The organism is Klebsiella sp. K47 (assembly GCF_051858335.1).
Classification (GTDB): Bacteria; Pseudomonadota; Gammaproteobacteria; order Enterobacterales; family Enterobacteriaceae; genus Klebsiella; species Klebsiella pneumoniae.
Genome location: NZ_JBPYUI010000010.1, coordinates 95,089 through 115,845, shown reverse-complemented (window position 1 = coordinate 115,845; position 20,757 = coordinate 95,089). Strand labels below are relative to the sequence as shown.

19 protein-coding genes and 2 pseudogenes are annotated in these 20,757 nt (G+C 60.7%); 6 read left to right on the top strand and 15 right to left on the bottom strand.

The annotated features are described in order from the left end of the window. Positions 1-10 precede the first annotated feature (10 nt). Together RRF55_RS12130 and RRF55_RS12125 are read right to left on the bottom strand one after the other, a co-directional pair. Positions 11-979, bottom strand: a complete 969-nt coding sequence (locus tag RRF55_RS12130) for an ABC transporter substrate-binding protein (RefSeq protein ID WP_048331876.1) — start codon at positions 977-979, stop codon at positions 11-13. Further along, complete coding sequence (locus RRF55_RS12125) at positions 976-1,680, bottom strand: ABC transporter ATP-binding protein (protein WP_004189827.1); 705 nt, start codon at positions 1,678-1,680, stop codon at positions 976-978. The genes RRF55_RS12130 and RRF55_RS12125 overlap by 4 nt, the downstream gene beginning before the upstream one ends. Before the next feature lie 211 nt (positions 1,681-1,891). Here RRF55_RS12125 and RRF55_RS12120 point away from each other — a divergent pair, with 211 nt between their 5' ends. Both RRF55_RS12120 and RRF55_RS12115 read left to right on the top strand, forming a co-directional pair. Beyond that, positions 1,892-2,473 (top strand): flavin reductase family protein, encoded by a 582-nt coding sequence (locus RRF55_RS12120; protein ID WP_048331877.1) that lies wholly within the window; start codon positions 1,892-1,894, stop codon positions 2,471-2,473. Positions 2,474-2,482: 9 nt separating this feature from the next. Next, positions 2,483-2,557, top strand: a pseudogene (locus RRF55_RS12115) (hypothetical protein); the annotation flags it as partial. 39 nt (positions 2,558-2,596) lie between these two features. Here RRF55_RS12115 and pptA read toward each other — a convergent pair. The 10 genes and pseudogenes from pptA to RRF55_RS12065 form a co-directional block, all read right to left on the bottom strand. Continuing rightward, positions 2,597-2,824: a tautomerase PptA gene (gene pptA / locus RRF55_RS12110; RefSeq protein ID WP_002906690.1), complete on the bottom strand. Its 228-nt coding sequence runs from the start codon at positions 2,822-2,824 to the stop codon at positions 2,597-2,599. A gap of 70 nt (positions 2,825-2,894) precedes the next feature. Then, positions 2,895-3,512 (bottom strand): glutathione S-transferase family protein, encoded by a 618-nt coding sequence (locus tag RRF55_RS12105; RefSeq protein WP_021469726.1) that lies wholly within the window; start codon positions 3,510-3,512, stop codon positions 2,895-2,897. Between the two features lie 77 nt (positions 3,513-3,589). Then, positions 3,590-4,441, bottom strand: a complete 852-nt coding sequence (locus tag RRF55_RS12100; RefSeq protein WP_072093194.1) for a transporter substrate-binding domain-containing protein — start codon at positions 4,439-4,441, stop codon at positions 3,590-3,592. Positions 4,442-4,479: 38 nt separating this feature from the next. After that, positions 4,480-5,259, bottom strand: coding sequence for an amino acid ABC transporter ATP-binding protein (locus RRF55_RS12095; RefSeq protein WP_032415020.1), 780 nt, complete (start codon positions 5,257-5,259; stop codon positions 4,480-4,482). After that, positions 5,243-6,169 carry an amino acid ABC transporter permease gene (locus RRF55_RS12090; RefSeq protein ID WP_032415022.1) on the bottom strand — a complete coding sequence of 309 codons (927 nt, stop codon included), beginning with the start codon at positions 6,167-6,169 and terminating at the stop codon, positions 5,243-5,245. The genes RRF55_RS12095 and RRF55_RS12090 overlap by 17 nt, the downstream gene beginning before the upstream one ends. A gap of 9 nt (positions 6,170-6,178) precedes the next feature. Then, positions 6,179-6,688: a GNAT family N-acetyltransferase gene (locus RRF55_RS12085; RefSeq protein WP_002906702.1), complete on the bottom strand. Its 510-nt coding sequence runs from the start codon at positions 6,686-6,688 to the stop codon at positions 6,179-6,181. An 11-nt stretch (positions 6,689-6,699) separates the two neighbouring features. Continuing rightward, a pseudogene (locus tag RRF55_RS12080) lies at positions 6,700-8,963 on the bottom strand (NtaA/DmoA family FMN-dependent monooxygenase). Between the two features lie 24 nt (positions 8,964-8,987). After that, positions 8,988-10,109: a M20 peptidase aminoacylase family protein gene (locus RRF55_RS12075; protein WP_004180131.1), complete on the bottom strand. Its 1,122-nt coding sequence runs from the start codon at positions 10,107-10,109 to the stop codon at positions 8,988-8,990. Next, a complete protein-coding gene (locus RRF55_RS12070) occupies positions 10,099-11,106 on the bottom strand; it encodes an MsnO8 family LLM class oxidoreductase (protein WP_064153394.1) in 1,008 nt (335 codons plus the stop codon). Before RRF55_RS12070 ends, RRF55_RS12075 begins: the two co-directional genes overlap by 11 nt. Before the next feature lie 91 nt (positions 11,107-11,197). Then, on the bottom strand, positions 11,198-11,749 hold the full coding sequence (locus RRF55_RS12065; protein WP_004180132.1) for an adenylate kinase: 552 nt from the start codon (positions 11,747-11,749) through the stop codon (positions 11,198-11,200). 273 nt (positions 11,750-12,022) lie between these two features. Here RRF55_RS12065 and RRF55_RS12060 point away from each other — a divergent pair, with 273 nt between their 5' ends. Both RRF55_RS12060 and ansP read left to right on the top strand, forming a co-directional pair. Next, positions 12,023-12,910 (top strand): LysR family transcriptional regulator, encoded by an 888-nt coding sequence (locus tag RRF55_RS12060; RefSeq protein WP_009307754.1) that lies wholly within the window; start codon positions 12,023-12,025, stop codon positions 12,908-12,910. A 189-nt stretch (positions 12,911-13,099) separates the two neighbouring features. Next, positions 13,100-14,554, top strand: coding sequence for an L-asparagine permease (gene ansP / locus RRF55_RS12055; RefSeq protein ID WP_002906778.1), 1,455 nt, complete (start codon positions 13,100-13,102; stop codon positions 14,552-14,554). Between the two features lie 50 nt (positions 14,555-14,604). Here ansP and RRF55_RS12050 read toward each other — a convergent pair whose 3' ends face one another. Further along, the gene (locus RRF55_RS12050; protein ID WP_002906779.1) at positions 14,605-14,826 is read right to left on the bottom strand and encodes a YgdI/YgdR family lipoprotein; all 222 of its coding nucleotides are present in this window, start codon (positions 14,824-14,826) and stop codon (positions 14,605-14,607) included. Positions 14,827-14,994: 168 nt separating this feature from the next. Then, on the bottom strand, positions 14,995-16,056 hold the full coding sequence (locus RRF55_RS12045; protein WP_002906780.1) for a YncE family protein: 1,062 nt from the start codon (positions 16,054-16,056) through the stop codon (positions 14,995-14,997). Between the two features lie 258 nt (positions 16,057-16,314). On the opposite strand from RRF55_RS12045, the gene pqqU reads away from it, so the two are divergent. Then, the gene (gene pqqU / locus RRF55_RS12040) at positions 16,315-18,420 is read left to right on the top strand and encodes a TonB-dependent receptor PqqU (RefSeq protein WP_002906783.1); all 2,106 of its coding nucleotides are present in this window, start codon (positions 16,315-16,317) and stop codon (positions 18,418-18,420) included. 197 nt (positions 18,421-18,617) lie between these two features. Then, complete coding sequence (locus RRF55_RS12035; protein WP_087830440.1) at positions 18,618-20,324, top strand: amidohydrolase; 1,707 nt, start codon at positions 18,618-18,620, stop codon at positions 20,322-20,324. Positions 20,325-20,421: 97 nt separating this feature from the next. On the opposite strand, the gene RRF55_RS12030 is transcribed toward RRF55_RS12035, so the two are convergent. Further along, a complete protein-coding gene (locus RRF55_RS12030; protein ID WP_002906788.1) occupies positions 20,422-20,721 on the bottom strand; it encodes a DUF406 domain-containing protein in 300 nt (99 codons plus the stop codon). Between the last annotated feature and the right edge of the window lie 36 nt (positions 20,722-20,757).

The window sequence follows — 20,757 nt, the reverse complement described above, 5'->3', positions numbered from 1 at the left end:
ACGGGATCAATTACTGCGCGTACAGCTGACTGAAGCGGGCGAGCACGGCGCTCCGCTCGCTGCTGCCCTCGCTGGTGGTGGGTAGCACCTTCAGCGCGTCCAGTAGCGGACGTTTAGCCGCCACGTCGCGGCGGGCGGGCATCAGCCAGGCGTCGGCGACCTTCGCCTGACCTTCCGGCGACAGCACGTAATCGATAAAGGCTTTGGCCTCGCCGGGATGCTGGCTGGTTTTGAGGATCATCATCGGGCGCGGGGCAATCACCGTTCCGCTGGCCGGGAAGATCACCTTCAGCGACTCGCCCTGCTGAATGTTGCCGTAGGAGACATAATCCACCGCGCCAAACACCGCCGCTTTCGCTCCCTGCATCACCGGCGTCACCGCCTGGGCGTTGGGTCCGCTGACTACCATGCCGTTCTTTTTCAGATCGTCAAACAGTTGCCAGGCCTGGCCGCCCATGCTGTTTTGCAGCCCGATCAGCAAATCCAGCGACGCGCCGGAGAGCGCCGGGTCGGGGGTTGTCACCTTGTCTTTAAACGCCGGCTGGGTGAGATCCCGCCACTCTTTCGGTTCCGGGGTGCCGCTTTTACTGTTCCAGACAATACCCAGGGCGGAGACGCCCTGGGCGATATAGTCCGCCGATTTCAGGTTCGCCGGTACCTGGTCGGCGTTGGCGCTCGCAAAAGGCAACAACCAGCCCCGCTGGTGCAGATCTTCGGCGGTATCCCACGAGGCGGAGATCAGCACATCCGCCTGCGGGTTGGCCTGCTCGGCCTCCAGTCGGGCCATCACTTTGCCGGTGGTGGCCTGAAAAACGGTCACCTTCACCCCGGTCTGTTGTTCAAAACCGCTGGCCAGGCTTTTCGCCAGCGAGCCGGGTCCGGCGGTGTAAACGGTCAGCGCATGGGCGCTGGAGAGCATCATGGCGGAGAGAGCCATCGCGAGTACCACTCCTTTCTTAACGGTCATAACGGTGTTCATGCAACTTCCCCTGAGGTTGGCGTAACGGCGCGGACAGCGGCCACGCGGCCCGCGGATAAATAGACAATCTGGTCGGCTAACAGCTCGGCTTCACGTCGGTCATGGGTGACATACAGGGCGGTGATGCCGAGCTGTCGCAGCAGGCGGCTCATTTCGCCACACAGCGATTCGCGTAGTTCGCTGTCCAGGTTGGAGAGCGGTTCATCAAACAGCAGCACCCGCGGCGCGGCGACGATCGCCCGCGCCAGCGCCACCCGCTGCTGCTGACCGCCGGAGAGGCCTGAAGGCTTACGTTCGGCAAAGCCGTTGAGGCCTACCCGCGCCAGCGCCTCGCTGACCCGGCGCTCGCGTTCGCTGCGGGAGACGCCGCGCATGCGCAGCGGAAAGGCGACGTTCTGCGCCACGCTCATATGCGGCCAGAGGGCGTAATCCTGAAAAACCATGCCGATATCGCGCTGCTCCGGGGGCAATCCCCATCCTGCGCGGGCGACCAGCCTGTCGCCAAAGCGGATTTCGCCGCTGGCCGGCACGCTCAGCCCGGCCAGCAGACGCAGCAGTGTGCTTTTGCCGCAGCCGGAAGGGCCCAGTAACGCCACGATGCGGCCGGGTTCGATATGCAACGTGAAGCGGTCAAGAATAGGGGTCTCTGCGAAGGCGAAAGAGACCTCCTGCAGGGTGATAGGGGTCAGCGTGCGCATCATCGCCCTCCCTTTCGGGACAGCGAGACCAGCCCGGCGGTCGACATCCGACGGGGCACGCTCACCTGGGATAGCATCAGGGGAGCCAACATATTGTGATCCTCTTTGGGACTTAGTGCTGGCGACTATAGTCAGACGAGATGACGTATTGATTACATTTTCATTGCGGCTTAACGTGTTACCTGCCAACCGACCCATTATTCAAGGAACGCCTATGAGCCGCTTTCGCCACGTTGAACTGCAGTACGCCAGCCGTCTGCTCAACCACGGCCCAACCATTTTGATCACCAGCTACGATGCCCCGTCCGACCGGCGCAACGTTATGGCCGCCGCCTGGTCAATGCCGGTGGAATTCGCCCCGCCGCGGGTGGCTATCGTGGTGGATAAAAGCACCTGGACGCGGGAGATCATCGAGGGCAATGGCACCTTCGGCATTGTGGTGCCCGGCGTCGCAGCCGCCAGCTGGACCTACGCCGTCGGCAGCGTCAGCGGCCGCGATGAGGACAAATTCAATGCCTGGGGGATCCCGGTAGTAACCGGTCCGGAGCTGGGGCTGCCGCTGATCGAGGAGAAATGTCTGGCATGGATGGAGTGCCGGTTGCTGCCGGCGACGGCGGCCCAGACCCAGTACGACACACTGTTCGGAGAGGTGGTCTCTGCCGCCGCCGATGAGCGCGCGTTCGTCACCGGACGCTGGCAATTCGACGACGATAAGCTCAATACCCTGCATCATCTTGGCACCGGCAATTTTGTCGCCAGCGGCCGTCATGTACGGGCAAACTCCCTCGACGAATAAACCGTTCTCGACGATTTCGGCAGCAAAGGCTTTACCGCCGGTGGGATATGGAACTTCGGCGTGCAGACGGAGATTTGGTTCTGACCGAGTGTCACTGGCGGACATCATGCCCGCCAGTGGCAACTACATGCTATAACCCGGCTTCTTAATCAACTGCGCCATCTGCGGGGCGATCTCACTGTCCCACACGGCCTGCCACGCGTCCGGCTCAACCTGAGTGAGTGCGACGCTGACGGCGCTCTCTTTGCTGTTCAGATGGCGGATCAGCACCTCAGTGATGTCGGCGGCCAGCGCGGTTTTTTGTTCATCAGTCAGTTCACGGGGAAAGCATTTAATATCAACATGCGGCATAGCAAAGACTCCTTGTGATCAGAGCCATAACGCTACCACAGAATGGCCGTTATGGTTGGCATCGCGTGCGTTAAATCAGCTTGTTACGGCGTAGCGCCGCGGCCAGCTCCGGTCGGTGACAGACCGCCCGGGCGATGGCGGCGAATTTTGGCGCGTGGTCGTCAAACCACGCCTGGCGGGGTCCCCAGCGGTACATCGCCGCGATATAGCAATCCAGCAACGTTACCGACGCGCCCAGCGCCCACGGCCCGGCGGCCAGCTGCTGTTCGAACCAGAGATAGAGATTTTTCCGGTACTGGCGACAATTCTCCACCAGCTGCTCCGCGGCGGCGGGCGCCCAGCGTTCCGGGTAATCGGCATAGGTAAAGGTAGGATAGACATTGGCCACCAGCCAGACCAGCAGGCGCTGAAACTGCGGACGCTGTGGCGTCCCCGGCGCGGGGGCCAGATCGGGACGCTGGTCGAGGATCATCAGCGCGATGGCGGCGGTTTCGGTCATGATGCTCCCGTCGGCCAGCCTCAGGGTGGGCACCTGGCACAGCGGATTAATCTGCCGCAGACGCTCGCGCGCCGGACCGGGCTGGTCAAAGCCCTCCACGTCAACCACCTCGTAGGGAATATCGGCCAGGGAGAGCATCAGCTCGCTAATCGTCGAGCCCCATCCCGGCACGCCATAAACGGTTATCATGGTCGGCCTCCAGGGTAAAGCCTAAGTGTAGGCAGAAATTTGCCGCTCACCCACCCGGCACACCATGCCACTGGGGGTTAGTAGGTTATCCCCGGCGGGTTGACCACCGACTGCGCCACCGCTTCGCCCTGCTCCCCCCAACGCGCCAGCACCTGCTGATATTCACCGCGGGCAATCGCCCCGTCGAGGGCTGCCTGCAGGGCATAGACCAGACCGTTGCCTTTTTTGGTGGTTGTCGCCACCCACGCTTTTTTCGGCCCCAGGCCCACCACCCGGGTCTGGCCGTTAAGCGCCGCTTTATAGGCTGCCACCGACTGCGGGCCGAAAAAGATATCCGCCCGCCCGGACTGGATATAGAGATTGCCGGAGGCATCATCGGTCAGGTAGACCGGCTGGGCCTGCGGCCGTCCGGCGGCGCGGTTGTCCTCGTTCCAGCCCAGCAGGATCCGCTCCTGATTGGTGCCGGACCCGACGATCACTTTGCGCCCCGCGAGATCGGCGGGTCCGTTTACCGCGGCGATATCGCTGGTGGATTTCACCGAGAAGGCTAGGGAGTCCACCCGGTAAGTCGCAAAATCGAACTTCTCTTTGCGCTTCTCGGTCACCGCGATATTGATCAGCGCCACATCGTAGCGGCCGGAGGCGATGCCCAGCGGCCAGTCCTCCCACGCGGTGGGCACCAGCCTGAGCTTCAGGCCAAGGCTTCCGGCCAGCAGGCGGGCTATATCCGGGTCGCTACCGATCCGCGTGCGGTTGTCGCTGGCCAGCAGGGCCAGCGGCGGCGAATTGAGCGCCGAGATCGCCACCGTTAGCGTCCCCGGCTCGACGAAGCGATAGCCCGGCGGAATTTTCGCTATCGCCTGCGGGTCGCGGGTGACCGGCAATGGCTGCTCATTGGCGCGCAGATCCAGCGCCGCATGAGCGCTCATGGCAAAAGCGCTGAGAACAAGGGTCATTAGCGCTCTGTTCATGACGGCAGCACCCTGGATAAAAACTGCCGGGTACGCGGATGCTGCGGATTGTTGAGCACCTCGTCGCTGCTGCCCTGCTCGACGATCCTGCCGTCGACCATAAACACCACCTGGTCGGCCACCTCGCGGGCAAAGCCAATCTCATGGGTGACCACCACCAGGGTGGTGCCCGATCGCGCCAGCTTCTTGATCACATCCAGCACCTCGCCCACCAGCTCCGGATCCAGCGCCGAAGTGGGCTCATCAAACAGGATCACCCGCGGGTTCAGCGCCAGCGCCCGGGCAATGGCGATACGCTGCTGCTGGCCGCCGGAGAGATGCCGCGACCAGGCGTCGGCTTTATTGCGCAGTCCGACGACGTCCAGTAGCTCATAGGCGCGGGCAATGGCCTCTTTACGCGTGACCTGCTGGTGGGCGATCGGCGCCTCTATCAGGTTCTCCAGCACCGTCAGGTGCGGAAACAGGTTAAAGTTCTGGAACACGTAGCCGACGTTGATCCGCTGGCGGAGGATCTCCTTCTCTTTCATCTCATACAGCTTGTCGCCTTTGCGGCGATAGCCGATATAGTCGCCGTCAATCTGAATAAATCCCTCATCGACCCGTTCGAGGTGATTTATGGTGCGCAGCAGCGTGGACTTGCCCGAACCGGAAGGGCCGAGGATCACCGTCACCGTGCCCGGGGGGATCTCCAGCGACACATCGTCCAGCGCCTTGTGGCGGCCATAGTATTTGCTGACCCCGGTGATAGAGATATGGCCATTATGAGAGCTGGGCATGAACGGCCTCCTGCGGCTGTGGTTGACGTGCGGATTGAGTGGTTCGGCTGCTGCGGGCGCTGTTTACCGCCGAGCGGCGTTCGCTGCGCGCCAGGCCCCGTTCCACCAGATACTGAATGGCGGAGAGGACGCTGGTGATCGCCAGATACCAGGCGGCGCCGACCATCAACAGCGGGATCACCTCCTGGGTACGGTTGTAGATCATCTGGATGGTGTAGAACAGTTCCGGCATCGCCAGGACATACACCATCGCCGTTCCCTTGGCCAGACTGATGATCTCGTTGAAGCCGGATGGCAGGATGGTACGCAGCGCCTGCGGCAGAATAATGCGCAGCGTGCGCCGCCAGGCGGGTAGCCCCAGCGCGGCGGCGGCTTCATACTGCCCGTGGTCGACGCCGAGAAAGCCGCCGCGAATAATCTCCGCGGTATAGGCGCTCTGCACCAGGGTCAGGCCCACCACCGCCGTGGAGAATTGCCCCAGCACGTTAATGGTCTGATAGCTGGCCCAGGTCACGCCGGTAAACGGGATCCCCAGCGACAGGGTGTCGTAGAGATAGGAAAAGTTATAGAGAATGATCAGCACCACAATCAGCGGCAGCGAGCGAAACAGCCAGATATAGCCCCAGGCGAGACTGCTGAGCAGCCACGATGAGGACAAACGGGCCAGCGCCAGCAGGCCGCCGAAGATCACGCTTAGCACCGTGCCGAGCAGGGTCAGGAGCAGGGTTTGCCCCAGCCCCGCGAGGATCACCGGGTCGAAGAACCAGCGGGCGAAGACGCCCCACTCCCAGCGCGGGTTAAAGGCCACCGACTGGATCACCACCGCCAGCACCAGCAGGGCGACCAGAGCCCCGACCACCCGCAGCGGATAGCGCGCCGGCACCACTTTGATCGTTTCAGATGAATGCATAATGCCTCCTCAGGCGCTGTGGCTGTAGGCGCTCACCGCCAGCGCTTTAGTGAACCGCAGCCGGCCATCGTACGGCGGCTGACTGTACTCTTCCGGGTCTCGCGTGAGGTCAAACTGCGCCTCATACCCCTGGCTGAGATAGAGCTTTACCGCCTCCGGCTGACGGAAACCGGTGGTCAGGTAGATATGGCTGTACCCGGCCAGCACCGCCCGTCGCTCCAGCTCCTGGACCACCTTCGCCGCCAGCCCCTGCTGGCGCAGACGGCGGTGCGTCCAGATACGTTTGATCTCCGCGGTGTGGCGATCCTTCGGCTTATACGCGCCGGTGGCGATAATTTCGCCCTCACGCTCAAGGACAATAAACAGCCCCTGCGGCGGCACATACCACTCACTTAACTCCACTTCCGCATCGCGGGAAAAATAGTCGCCGTAGCGGGCGGCATATTCGGCAAACAGCCCGCTAATAATCGGCTGCAGCTCCGGAGCCTCCGGAGAAATATCGCGGAATGCTTCGCTCATCGCGCCTCCTGTCAGTCGCCCAGTCCGGGCGGATTGATTTCCGATTGCGGAATGCTTTCCACCCCTTCGCCCCAGCGGTTAAGCACTTTGGCGTAGTCCCCGCTGGCGATAGCCCCGTTCAGCGCCGCCTGGACGGCATTCACCAGCCCGCTGTCTTTTTTCAGCGTTACCGCGATGTGCGCCGCTTTTGGCCAGCCGCCATCGACGCTGCCCACCAGTTTGGTTTTGCCGGTCAGCGCCGCCTTCCACGCGCCAATCACGTTGGGGCCGAAGAAGGCGTCGGCTCGTCCGGTCTGCAGGGCCAGCGTCTGGGCGGCATCATCCTTGGTGTAGACCGGGATAAACGGCTTAAGCCCCTTCTTGACGTTCGCCGCGTTCCACGCCAGCAGGATCGCCTCCTGGTTGGTGCCGGAGCCGACAATAATCTTTAGCCCGGCGATATCTTCCGCTTTGTCAATCTTGCTCAGCGGGCTGGTGCTTTTGACGTAGAAGCCCAGCGAGTCTTTGCGGTAGGTGGCGAAATCGAACTTCTCTTTCCGCTCTTTGGTAACGGTAATATTGCTGATCGCGGCATCATATTTGCCGGAGGTGACCCCCAGCGGCCAGTCTTCCCATGAAGTGGGAACCACGTTTACTTCCAGCCCGAGGCTCTCCGCCACCAGCCGGGCGATATCCGCCTCGCTGCCGAGCAGGGTTTTGTTGTCATCGGCAAAGACCGTCAGCGGCGGAGAGTTCAGGGCCGCCACCGCGACGGTGAATTTCCCCGGCACCGCCAGATGCAGATCTTGCGGCAACAGGGCAATGGCCTGCGGATTTTTCGCTGTGTGAATCGGCGTTTTGTTGGCCTCCAGGCTCACTCCGGTGCCATTGATCTTGACGTCCTGACCCCACGATGAGGCGCTAAATGCCAACGCGACGGCCAGCAAGAGTGTTGTTTTCTGCATAGCGTGATTCTCTTTTATTATTTTTGGAATTGATTAGCGGGTAGCGCCAGACCCAGACTTTCCCGCAGGGTGGTGCCCGGATAGTCGCGACGGAACAGTCCGCGCGCCTGTAACAGCGGAACCACCTCATCCACAAAGCGCGGGAAGGTTTCCGGCGTGCCGCCCTGAATAATGAAGCCGTCCGCCGCGTGCTGCTCGAACCACAGTTGCAGGCCATCAGCGACATCGCTGGCGGTGCCGGTAAAGCGCGGACGCGGGCTGGCTGCCTCCAGGGCCACCTGGCGCAGGGTTAAGCCCCGCTCGCGGGCGTGACGTTTAATCTCGTCGGTGGTGCTGCGGAAGCTGTTTTGTCCGAGGTCGCCAATATCCGGGAACGGTTCATCAAGCGGGTACTGCGAAAAGTCATGGTGTTCGAAATAGCGCCCGAGATAATTCAGGGCATCCTCGATGGAGACCAACGCCGCGGTGGTCTGGTACTGCCGCTCCGCGTCCTCGGCGTCATCCCCGACGATGACGCTGACGCCCTGGAAGATATGCAGTTGGTCCGGACTGCGCTGATATGCGGCGAGTTGGCTTTTGACATCCCGATAAAATGCCTGCGCCTCGGCCAGCGAGTCCTGATGAGTAAAAATGGCATCGGCGTGGCGCGCGGCTAATTTTTTGCCGTCATCCGACGCGCCGGCCTGGAAAATAATCGGTCGGCCCTGCGGCGTGCGGGCAATATTTAGTGGCCCGGCGACTTTAAAGAAATCGCCGTGGTGGTCGAGCGTATGCAGTTTATTTTTATCAAAGAACTGACCAGTCTCCTTATTGCGCACAAAGGCATCTTCTTCCCATGAATCCCACAAGCCTTTCACCACCTGCAGGTATTCATCGGCAATGCGATAGCGCAGCGCATGATCCGGATGTTGGGCCCGGGAGAAGTTTTTCGCCGACCCCTCCAGCGGGGAAGTGACCACGTTCCACCCCGCCCGTCCCTGGCTTAAATGGTCAAGGCTGGCGAACTGGCGGGCGGTGGTAAACGGCTCGCTGTAGGAAGTCGATAAGGTCCCCACCAGCCCCAGTCGCCGGGTGATCGCGGCCAGCGCGGAAAGTACCGTTAAGGGTTCGAAGCGATTTAAAAAATGGGGAATCGATTTTTCGTTAATATATAAACCGTCGGCGACAAAAATAAAATCCAGCTTCCCCGCTTCTGCTTTTAGCGCCGTCTGGGTGACGAAATCAAAATTAATACTGGCGTCCGCCTGGGCCGCCGGATGACGCCAGGCGGACATATTTCCCGATGCGCCATGCAATATGGTTCCCAGACGCAATTGTCGATTTTCAGACATAGCTACCCCTTCCCCTGTCATTCGTTAAATGTGTTGTAACGCTTCTTCCGCGAGACGGGCGAAATAGTGCGCCGCGGGCGCAATCAGCCGTTCATCCGGATTAAATGCCGGATGGTGCAAACCATATTCGCTGGCGCTGCCGATGCTGACGAACGCCCCGGGAATATGCTGAAGATAGACCGCAAAATCTTCGCCGCCGAGATGCAGATCGGCATGGTGGGTGCGATACCCGGCCTGGGCTGCCACCTCGCTGGCGAAATCGGCCCAGCGGGCGTCGTTGACCAGCGCCGTCGGGCCGGCGTACCAGAAGACGTCAATCTGCGCGCCAAAGGCGCTGGCGAAACCGGCGGCAATCTCGCTGACCCGGGCCTTGACCCGCTGCTGCACTTCACTGCTGTGGGTGCGCAGCGTCCCCTCCAGCTCGACGCTCTCCGGCAGCACGTTCCAGGTATTGCCTCCCTGGATCCGCGTCACGCTGAGCACCACCGAGTCGAGGGTGTTCACCTCCCGGCTGGCCACGCTCTGCAGCACCGTCACCAGCTGGCTGGCCAGCAGGATCGCATCCCTTCCTTCATGTGGGCGGGCGGCATGCGCCCCCTTCCCGGTCACTTTGAAGACGAAGCGGTCGACGTTGGCGTAGAACGCGCCGCCGCGGGTGGCAAATTCGCCCACCGGCAGGCCGGGCTCATTGTGCATGCCGAAGATCGCCGACACCTCCTCCAGCGCCCCGGCGCGGATCAGGGTTTTCGCCCCGCCAAAATTTTCCTCCGCCGGCTGAAACAGGATCCGCACCCGCCCCGGGAGTTCCGCTTCCCGCTCCTTCAGCAGCAGCGCCGCCCCCAGCATCACGCTGGTGTGAATATCGTGGCCGCAGGCATGCATTACCCCTTGATTCTGCGAGCGGTAAGGCAGACCAGTCGCCTCCTCGATGGGCAACGCGTCGATGTCCGCCCGCAGGGCAATCACCTTGTCGCCGCTGCCGACTTCGGCGACCAGCCCGGTTTTCAGATCGTAGGGCAGCAGGGTCAGCCCGCCGCTCTGCAGCCAGTCGCGGATCCGCGCGGTGGTGGCCACCTCCTGCAGGGAGAGCTCCGGGTTCTGGTGCAGCTCGCGCCGCCAGCTAATCAGTTGTTGTTCAAAGGACATTCAGCACCTCCTTGCCGTAGTGAGCCTGCGCCAGCAGGCGCAGGGAGTGCAGGCGCGCTGGCCCGTCGCTAATGGGGGTATCAATGATGAGTTCATCCAACTGTTCTTCCGCCTGCAGCGCGTCAAGCCGGGCTTTAACCTGTTCGGGAGTACCGGAGATCAGCGAAGATTCACGGCGGGCAATGCGCGTCGGTCGGCTGCCGGCCTGGCGGGCAAAAGCGACGGCCTGCGCCTCACTGCCGACGGTCACCCGCTGGCCGTTCTCCAGCTCGACGCCCCACACCTCGACCTGCTGCGCCAGCGCGGCGGCGGTGGCCGGATCGTCAGCGACCACCACCTGGACGGCGACCATCGCCTCACGCGGGCTGAGCTCGCGCCAGCGGTTGAACACGGCACGGCGCAGCGCGCTGTCGCCATTGAGATGGGCGGCAAAGACAAAGTTCCAGTCAAGGCTGGCGGCCAGTTCAGCACTCTCCAGGCTGGCGCCGAGCAGAAAACCGTCTGCCCGGCGCGGCGGGATCGGCGTGGCGCGTAGGCTCTCCTCTCCCCCGGGCTCAGTCAGCGACAGCCAGTTATCCAGCTGCGCCAGCTGATCGGCAAAGGTCCCTTTCTCCTCTTGATGCAGGCCCTGCTGCAGGGCGCGGGTGGAGAGCGGCAGGCCGCCAGGCGCCTTGCCGACCCCGAGATCGATGCGGCCCGGCGCGAGGGCGGCCAGCAGGTTAAAGTTTTCCGCGACCTTATAGGGGCTATAGTGCTGGAGCATGACGCCGCCGGACCCAAGACGGATCCGCTGGGTGTGGCCCAGCAGCCAGGCGATAACCAGCTCCGGCGAGGGGCTCGCCAGCTGATCGGTATTGTGGTGTTCAGCGACCCAGAAGCGGTGGTAGCCCCAGGCTTCGGCGTGTTGCGCCAGCGTTAATGTACGCGCCAGCGCCTGCGCGGCGGTTTCCCCGGCGGCAAGCGGACTTTTATCCAGGATACTGATTCGATAAAACATTTCGCAGGCTCATATGAAAGTACGTGCCTGCATTATTAAAATCTCTGCTAACTATTGAGAAACAATTAATTCACATGTGTACAGCTGAAAATTAGATATGCCCGGCTGAACGCTGCGCTTCCAGCTCGCGGAGCAGCGCCTCGGCCTGCCGCGGATTGCGCACCCGGACGAAGCGAATATGACGATATTGCGGATCCTGCATATCGGCCAGATAGCGTCGGCGATGCTGCCGCCAGGTTTTCAGCGTCCAGAGGATGATGGATTCCCGGCTGCAGAACGAACGGCGAAAACTCTCGCAGTTGCCCGTGCCCGGCCACAGCTCCTGATGTCGCCACGCCCGGCTCGCCGCCCGCCATACCGCCTGGCGCAGCGTGCGCCAGAAACCATAATCTACCCAGATCACCAAATCCACCGCACGCCATTTAACGCTGCGGCTGCGATTGTAATTTCCATCCAGCACCCAGCCCGGCGTGGCCGTCGCGGCGGCAATGGCGGCGAAAAATGCCTCATCCGGCGCGCCCTGCCAGTTCGGCCGCCAGTACAGGCGATCGAGCTCGATCCAGGGTAATTCCAGCCTGTGCGCCAGGCGCCGGGCCAAAGTGGATTTGCCTGAGCCGCTGGTGCCGACCACGTTGATATTCATCTCTGTTTCTCCCCGGTTACCAGACTCTGCCTGGCGATACTCTTGAATCATCTTTCGGGCTGCCGTCCCCCCGGTCATGCCGCGCCAGCGAATGTCGGTTCACCTGGCGCTGGCGTTTTTTGGGCCTATTACAATACCTGCCCTGCACAGAGGAATAAATCATCCGCCATAACCATTCTGCTCCACTGCGTCCGGCCATCAGGCTGGCACAATCCTCAGGCCGGGCATACACTCTGCGTACCTGTGAGCAGTATTCATCAATCCGGAAAGATTATGCTAAAAGAGAACGTAAACGATCTGCTCTCCTTTATGGTGGTGGCGCGTGAACGCAGCTTTACCCGCGCGGCGGCCCAGCTTGGCGTGTCGCAGTCGGCGCTCAGCCATGCCATGCGCCATCTCGAAACGCGGCTCGATGTCCGGCTGTTGACCCGCACCACCCGCAGCGTGGTGCCGACCGAAGCGGGCGAGCGACTGATTCAGCGCCTCGGTCCGCATCTGGAAGAGATCGAGCAGGCCCTGGCTGCATTGCGCGACACCCGAGAACGCCCGGCGGGCAACCTGCGCATTACCGCCGGGGAGCATGCCGCCAGCGCGGTACTCTGGCCGGCGCTAAAGCCATTTATGCTGCAATATCCTGATATTAACATCGAAATCACTGTTGATAATGGGCTCACGGATATCGTGGGTGACCGCTTCGACGCCGGGGTGCGTCTCGGCGAACAGGTGGCAAAAGACATGATTGCCGTGCGCATCGCCCCGGATATGCGGATGGCGGTGGTGGGTTCGCCGGCCTATCTGCAGCGGGCCGGTACGCCGCAAACGCCCTGGGATCTTGCCCAACATCGCTGCATCAATCTGCGCCTGCCGACACGAGGGGGACTTTACGCCTGGGAATTTGCCCGCGATGACCGGGAGATTCAGGTGCGGGTGGAGGGACAGCTGATCCTCAACAGCCTGCCGCAGCGCATCGACGCGGCGGAGGCGGGCCTTGGGCTGGCCTACGTTCCGGATGACTGCGTGGCGGAGGCCTTAGCCAGCGGCCGGCTGGTGCGGGTGCTAGCGGAGTGGACCCCCGCCTTCCCCGGCTACCATCTCTATTACCCCAGCCGGCGCCAGCATACCAGCGCTTTCACGCTGTTACTGGAAACTCTGCGACGCTGATCTCATTGATAAATCTGTCAAATGCTCTCGGTAAATGTTTTAGGTGCGTAACTATTAGGTTACGTGTAGGATTCAGCGCCATGTCTGAGCTTATCTCCTACGTCAGAATGATGAGAAAGCCAGCATAATGTGCCGGCCGTCCTCCATTCCGGCTGCAAACATGGGCATTGACAGGAAACTGATACATCAATGAATACGAAACACGAAAATGCAGCGGAGCATCATGCTGCAAAACGCCACTGGCTTAACTCACATGAAGCGGGTTATCACAAAGCGATGGGCAACCGTCAGGTACAGATGATCGCCATCGGCGGCGCCATCGGTACCGGTTTGTTCCTCGGTGCCGGGGCACGTTTACAAATGGCAGGGCCAGCGCTCGCCCTGGTCTATCTGGTCTGCGGCATCTTCTCCTTCTTTATTCTTCGCGCCCTCGGCGAACTGGTCCTCCACCGCCCCTCGAGCGGCAGCTTCGTCTCTTATGCAAGGGAGTTCCTCGGTGAAAAAGCCGCTTACGTGGCCGGCTGGATGTACTTCGTTAACTGGGCGATGACCGGGATTGTCGATATCACCGCCGTGGCGCTGTATATGCACTACTGGGGCGCGTTTGGCGATGTGCCGCAGTGGGTCTTCGCCCTCGGCGCGCTGGCTATCGTCGGCACCATGAATATGATCGGCGTGAAGTGGTTCGCCGAAATGGAGTTCTGGTTCGCGCTGGTTAAGGTGCTGGCGATCGTCGCCTTTCTCGTGGTCGGCACCATTTTCCTCGGCTCCGGTAAGCCGCTGGACGGCAATGCCACCGGCTTCCATCTGATCACCGATAACGGCGGCTTCTTCCCGCACGGCCTCCTGCCGGCGCTGGTGCTGGTGCAGGGGGTGGTCTTCGCCTTCGCCTCCATCGAGCTGGTGGGGACCGCGGCCGGAGAGTGTAAGGATCCGGAGACAATGGTGCCGAAGGCCATCAACAGCGTGATCTGGCGTATCGGTCTGTTCTATGTCGGTTCGGTGGTGTTGCTGGTGCTGCTTCTGCCGTGGAACGCCTACCAGGCCGGACAGAGCCCGTTCGTTACCTTCTTCTCAAAGCTGGGCGTGCCATATATCGGCAGCGTGATGAACATCGTGGTGTTAACCGCGGCCCTTTCCAGCCTTAACTCGGGTCTCTACAGTACCGGGCGTATTCTGCGCTCGATGTCGATGGGAGGCTCCGCGCCGAAGTTTATGTCGAAGATGAGCCGTCACCACGTCCCTTACGCCGGGATCCTGGCGACGCTGGGGGTATATGTAGTCGGGGTTTTCCTCAACTATCTGGTGCCATCTCAGGTATTTGAGATCGTACTCAACGTCGCCTCGCTGGGGATCATTGCCTCCTGGGGCTTTATCGTGGTGTGTCAGATGCGTCTGCGCAAAGCGATCAAGGAAGGGAAAGCGGCAAAGGTCAGCTTCAGAATGCCGGGGGCGCCGTTCACCTCCTGGCTGACGCTGCTGTTCCTGTTCAGCGTGCTGGTGCTGATGGCCTTCGATTATCCGAACGGTACCTACACCATAGGATCAATTCCGCTGCTGGCAGTATTGCTGGTGGCTGGCTGGTTTGGTGTGCGTAAACGCGTGCATGAGATTCACAGCACGGCGCCGACGCTGAGGAAGTAACTGGCAGGACTCCCGGTTTGTCCATCGCGGGCAAACCGGGAGGTCAGAACTTAATTATCTTCAACCAGCTGCGACACATCGCTGCTGTTAATTTCCCGCTTATTACCTGACTCATCGATATAGCTGGTCATCCCCGTTTCTTTATCCAGCTGCGGCTTGCCGTGGGTAACGATAGTTTGACCGCTCTTCGTGGTCATAACGTAGTTTGACGAACAACCTGCCAGCAGCGCCAGCATCGCGCCGGCGCAAATCACCATGAATGGCTTTTTCATTTTATCTCCACTGATTACCACTGCCCGCACGTGGCGGGAAAGGGTTAAGTGTATAACCATCTGGTTTGTCAGGCCAATAGGCGTTTGTAACAGAGGGTGAGTCGCCGGGCCTGGCCCGGCGGCATGCGGAGCGCGACCACCATTTTCCGGTTTCGTCGCGCTGAGGTCTTACAGGGCGATGCGGATCACATCGTCCGGCGCGGTGGCTTCTTTCTCACGGCTGGAAGCTTGTTTCACGCTAACGTACAGCGTTTTTCCGTCCTCGGAGAGCGCCAGACTGTTGGGGTGAGTCGGCGTTTTAAAGGTCTTCACCACCTTGTAGCTCTTGCCGTCGATAACGCTGACTTCCCCGGCCTTACGATGCGTCACATAGGCTTCGTTGCGCGCCGGGTTAAACAGCACCGCCAGCGACTCCGGCGCGGCGATTTTCTCCAGCACCTTGCCGTCGCGGGTATCGACCACCAGCACTTCCGGCTGCTTGCTGTCGGTAATAAAGGCACGATGGCCGGCGGTATCGAGACTCAGGTTAAGATAGAAATGCGCTTTGCCGTCATCCTGCAATTTTTTGCGGGACGCAATCGTGTTGCTCTCGCTGTCGATGGTCAGCAGTTCGCCATCGGCGTTGGTGGTATACAGACGCTTAGCCTGCGGATCGATCGCCAGACCCGTCGCCATTGCCCCGGTGCCGGTAATGGTCGTTTTCAGCTTCAGGGTTGCGCCATCTACCACCCAAATCACGCTCTCTTTGCCCAGACCGGTAATGTAGACCGTGTTGGTCTGCTCATTGACCGCCAGCTCGCGCGGCTGCAGCGGACGCACGGTTTCGCTGCGCTGACGCTCGTCCAGCACCAGGCGCCCCTTCACGGCGCCGGTTTTGGCGTCAATAGCGGTGACAGTGCTGTCGACGGTATTGCCAAACCACAGCGTGCCGGTGGCATGGTTGATAGTGGCGCCGAACGGCTTCAGATCGTTGTGAATAATCTGCGTCACGTCGAGGGTTGTGGGGTCAAGACGGTAAACCACCCCGCCTTTGTCCAGCGAACGACTCTGTGATGTAGCGACCCACAGCGCATTCTCCTGCTGGCTGTAGGCCATTTCGTAGGCCCCTTTTCCGACGGCCTTGCGCAGCATCTCTTCCGCGGCGTGGGCGCTAAAGCTGCCTGCCAGCAGCAGAGAAGTGACGAGCAGTGAATGGCGCAGACGCGGCGCGGCAAAATGACGTAATGACATGACGACTCCCTTTGATAAACCAGTATGTGCTGACCCGACATCGCTTCCGGCGGTAAAGTCCTGGCTTTACCCTTATTTTTGAATGCGAATAGTAATCATTATTTATCTCAAAGTGGAGCGCTAATTGTTGTTGTGCGGTAAATTCATGCCTGGCGAGCACTATCCGTTAACCAGCAGCAGTTAATAATTTTCAAATATTTTACAAACGAGGTAACATATATACATATGTTCCATTTGGTTCGTCTTTGAGTATTATCGATGAAAATCCTGTCCGTGCGTCACGCCGCCCTCCCGGCCCTGCTCTTGCCGCTCATTGCCGCAGCCCAGGCCGCTGATGAACAAACCATGGTGGTGACCGCCGCGCCAACCACGGTTTCTGAACTGGATACCCCCGCCGCCGTCAGCGTGGTGAATGGGGATGAGATGCGCCAGGCCGCGCCGCGCGTCAATCTCTCTGAATCGCTGGGCGCCGTGCCGGGCCTGCAGGTGCAGAACCGGCAAAACTATGCCCAGGATCTGCAGCTGTCGATTCGCGGCTTTGGCTCGCGCTCAACCTATGGCGTGCGCGGACTGCGCATCTATGTGGATGGCATTCCGGCCACCATGCCCGACGGCCAGGGGCAGACCTCAAATATTGATATCGGCAGCGTTGACACCATTGAGGTGCTGCGCGGCCCCTTCTCTGCCCTGTACGGTAACTCGTCCGGCGGGGTGATCAACGTCACCAGCCAGACCGGCACCCAGCCGCCCACCGTGGAAGCCAGCAGCTACTATGGCAGCTTCGGCACCTGGCACTACGGGATGAAAGCCACTGGCGCCGTTGGCGACGGCAGCCACGCAGGCGATGTCGATTACACGGTCTCAACCAATCGCTTCACCACCCATGGCTATCGCGATCACAGCGGCGCGCGCAAAAATCTGGCGAACGCCCGGCTGGGGGTGCGCATCAACGACGTCAGTAAGCTGACTCTGCTGCTGAATAGCGTGGATATCAAAGCCAATGACGCCGGTGGCCTGACCGCCGATGAATGGCGCGATAACCCGCGCCAGTCGCCGCGCGGCGACCAGTATAATACCCGCAAGAATACCCGACAGACCCAGGCCGGCCTGCGCTATGAGCGCCAGCTCAGTGCCCAGGACGATCTCAGCGTTATGATGTACGCTGGAGAACGTGAAACCACTCAGTTCCAGTCGATCCCGCGCGCGCCGCAGCTGAAGCCGAGCCATGCCGGCGGGGTGATCGACCTTACCCGTCACTACCAGGGGATCGATACCCGGCTGACCCATCGCGGAGAGCTGCTGGTGCCCGTCACGCTCACCGCCGGTCTCGACTACGAGAACATGAGCGAGCGGCGCAAAGGGTATGAAAACTTTGTGATGGTCAACGGCGCGCCGCAGTATGGCGAACAGGGCGCGCTGCGCCGTAACGAACGCAACCTGATGTGGAACGTCGACCCCTACCTGCAGACCCAGTGGCAGCTCACTGACAAACTCTCGCTCGATGCCGGGGTTCGCTACAGCTCGGTATGGTTCGACTCGAACGACTACTACATCACCCCAGGCAATGGCGATGACAGCGGTGATGCCAGCTATCACAAATGGCTGCCCGCGGGCTCGCTGAAATATGCCCTGACCGACGCGTGGAACGTCTATCTTTCCGCCGGCCGCGGCTTCGAGACGCCAACCATTAACGAACTCTCCTACCGCTCCGATAACCAGAGCGGCCTCAACTTCGGCCTGAAACCCTCCACCAACGACACGGTGGAGATCGGCAGCAAGACGCGGATCGGCAATGGGCTGTTCACCGCCGCCCTGTTCCAGACCAATACCGATAATGAGATTGTGGTCGACAGCAGCAGCGGCGGGCGCACCAGTTATAAAAACGCCGGCAAGACCCGCCGTCAGGGGATGGAGCTGGGGCTGGATCAGCAGTTTGGCGAGAGCTGGCGTCTGAAGGCGGCCTGGACCTGGCTGGACGCGACCTATCGCACTAACGTCTGCGACGACGCCAGCTGCAATGGCAATCGCATTCCGGGGATCGCGCGCAATATGGGCTACGCCTCCTTTGGCTATCAGCCGGAGCAAGGTTGGTACGCCGGGAGCGATATTCGCTATATGAGCGATATCATGGCCAATGACGAAAACACCGCCAAAGCGCCCTCCTGGACGGTGGTTGGCCTGACGACTGGCTATAAATGGAGCTACGGCAGGATGGATATGGATCTGTTCGGTCGCATCGACAACCTGTTCGACCGGGAGTACGTCGGGTCTGTCATCGTTAACGAGTCTAACGGACGTTACTACGAGCCTGCCCCGGGACGTAACTACGGCATCGGCCTGAACCTCGCCTGGCGCTTCGAATAACGCGCCCCTTCCCCGCCGATGCCTCTCGCGATCGGCGGGCGAAGCGCTTTTCCTTACCGTCTATTCCACCGCCAGGCGGACACCCGCCAACCAACCGCGCTTGACACTCCACCCCCTTCGTAGTCATATAGTAACCACATAATCACCATGGTTACTATTTATATTGATCGGCACTTTTATCAGCCAGGGAGGGATAAATGGATAATGTCGTTTATGCGGACTGCGTATTGATTAACGGCAAGGTCGCCACGGTGGACGCACATTTTAGTTTTAAGCGCGCCATCGCCGTGAAGCAGGGATGGATTATTAACGTTGGTGAAGACCAGGAGATTCAGCAGCATATTGGTCCCCAGACGCAGGTCATTGACCTTGGCGGCAAACTCATTTTACCCGCCGCGCATGACTCACATATCCATATCGGCTGGCTCGCTGACAGCTGGCATTGCCTGAACTGCCAGGACGTGCGTTCCCTGGCAGTACTGCGGGAAAGACTGCGCGACCAGGCAGCCCGCACTCCCGCCGGGGCATGGATTCGTGTCTGCGGTCTGGATCCAAACGCAATCAAGGAGTGCGCGGCCGAGCAGCGCTCTCTGACGCGCTGGGATATTGACGACGTCACGGCCGATCATCCCACCCTGCTCGCCCTGTGGGACGGTCACTCCTGCATCGTCAACAGCCGGGCGCAGGCCCTCTCCGGTCTTGACGCCAGCACCCCTGATCCCCTCGGCGGACATCTGGGGCGAACGGCCAGTGGCGAACTGGACGGCAATTTCATCGACCTGCCCGCCCTGCATCTCGCATCCGGCACGATGCCCCGTCTGACCGTAGCGGCCCTCAAAGAGAACCTTCTGGCAGCCCAGCGCCTGATGAACAGCGAAGGGTATGCCAGCTACACGGAAGGCGCCATGGGTCCGGGGGAAAACACGCGCGAGGTGGGCGCTGCGGGGGATCGCGCCATCGCCGCCTACCATGAACTGCAGGATGAAGGAAAACTCACCGCCCGGGTATCCATCGCCTTTTACTCCGCCGAGCGGGGCGTTCAGTCCTGCGCCACCCTGAAGCGCGATCTGGATAGCTTTGATTTCTCCCAGTTCACCGACCGGGACTGGCTGGACTGTCGGACCATAAAACTGTTCTGCGATGGCGTTCCCACATCGCACACAGCGTGGATGAATCAGGATTACGCCGACCGGCCGGGATATCGCGGACGCTCGGTGTTTGGTGGCCCCGAGGCGACCGAGGAAGCACAAGTTGAGGCGCTAAAGCAGATGATTCTGCTGGCTCACCAGCGCGGTTTTCAGGTGGCAGTCCATGCGGTCGGCGATAAGGCGGTAAAAGTCACGATTAACAGCTTCGTGCAGGCGATTCAGCGCTATCCGGGGGAGAGCCGACGGCATTATGTGCTGCACGGCTCAATGGGCGATCGGCAAGATTTCGTGACGGCGGCAAAATACGGCATTCTGCTTTCCGAACAACCCTCACCCGGCGGCCCGGCATATGACTATGAACAGCGCGCCCGCTACTGTGGCATCAAGGGGGAAATCTGCAAAGGGCTACGGGATATCATCGACCTTGGGGTCATCGTCGCCGGCGGGTCAGATGGCATTATGGCGCTGGTGAACTGGCGCAAAATGGTTCAGGCAGCGGTCACCCGCAAATCATCTTCCAGCGGCAACGTTATTCGCCCGGAACTGGCAATTAGCGTGGCGGACGGCGTGCGGATGTACACCATCAATGCGGCCTATCAGGAAGGGAAAGAAGCGGTACGCGGATCGATAGAGGTCGGCAAAGTCGCTGATTTTCAGGTGCTGGACCGCGATATCTTCGCCGTAGCCCATGAGGAGATTGGCGCCAGCCGCGTGGTGATGACCATGGTTGGCGGAAACGTCGTCTTTCAAGACTAACCGCGCTCACCCGGCTCAGGTCGCCGGGCGGGCAGCGTGCTGCATCAGCGGAAGGCGTCTGCCCGCCAGAGCATCGCGCTTCCGCTACAGGAGCGAATTAAAGCAGATTTCGCAGGGATAACTCGAAAATGATCTTTTCTGCCTGGCAGGAGAAGGCGATGGAGAGGTCGAGTTTCACCGCGTCGCCAGCGGCGACGATGGTGTAATCGACCTGCGGCGGTTCACTGGCCGGCGCTGCGGCGGCAGCACGTTCGCGCACGGCGGCTACGGTGGATTCCGCTTCTTCGCGGCTTGGGAACACCTTCTCGGCCCGGTAGACGCAGTCCTCGTTATCAATGATCGTCCCGACATCAATGGCGCAGCCTTTGGTGCTGCATTTATCTACTACATCTTTCATCGTAATAACCTCTTGAGTTTTCTTAAGGATAAGAAC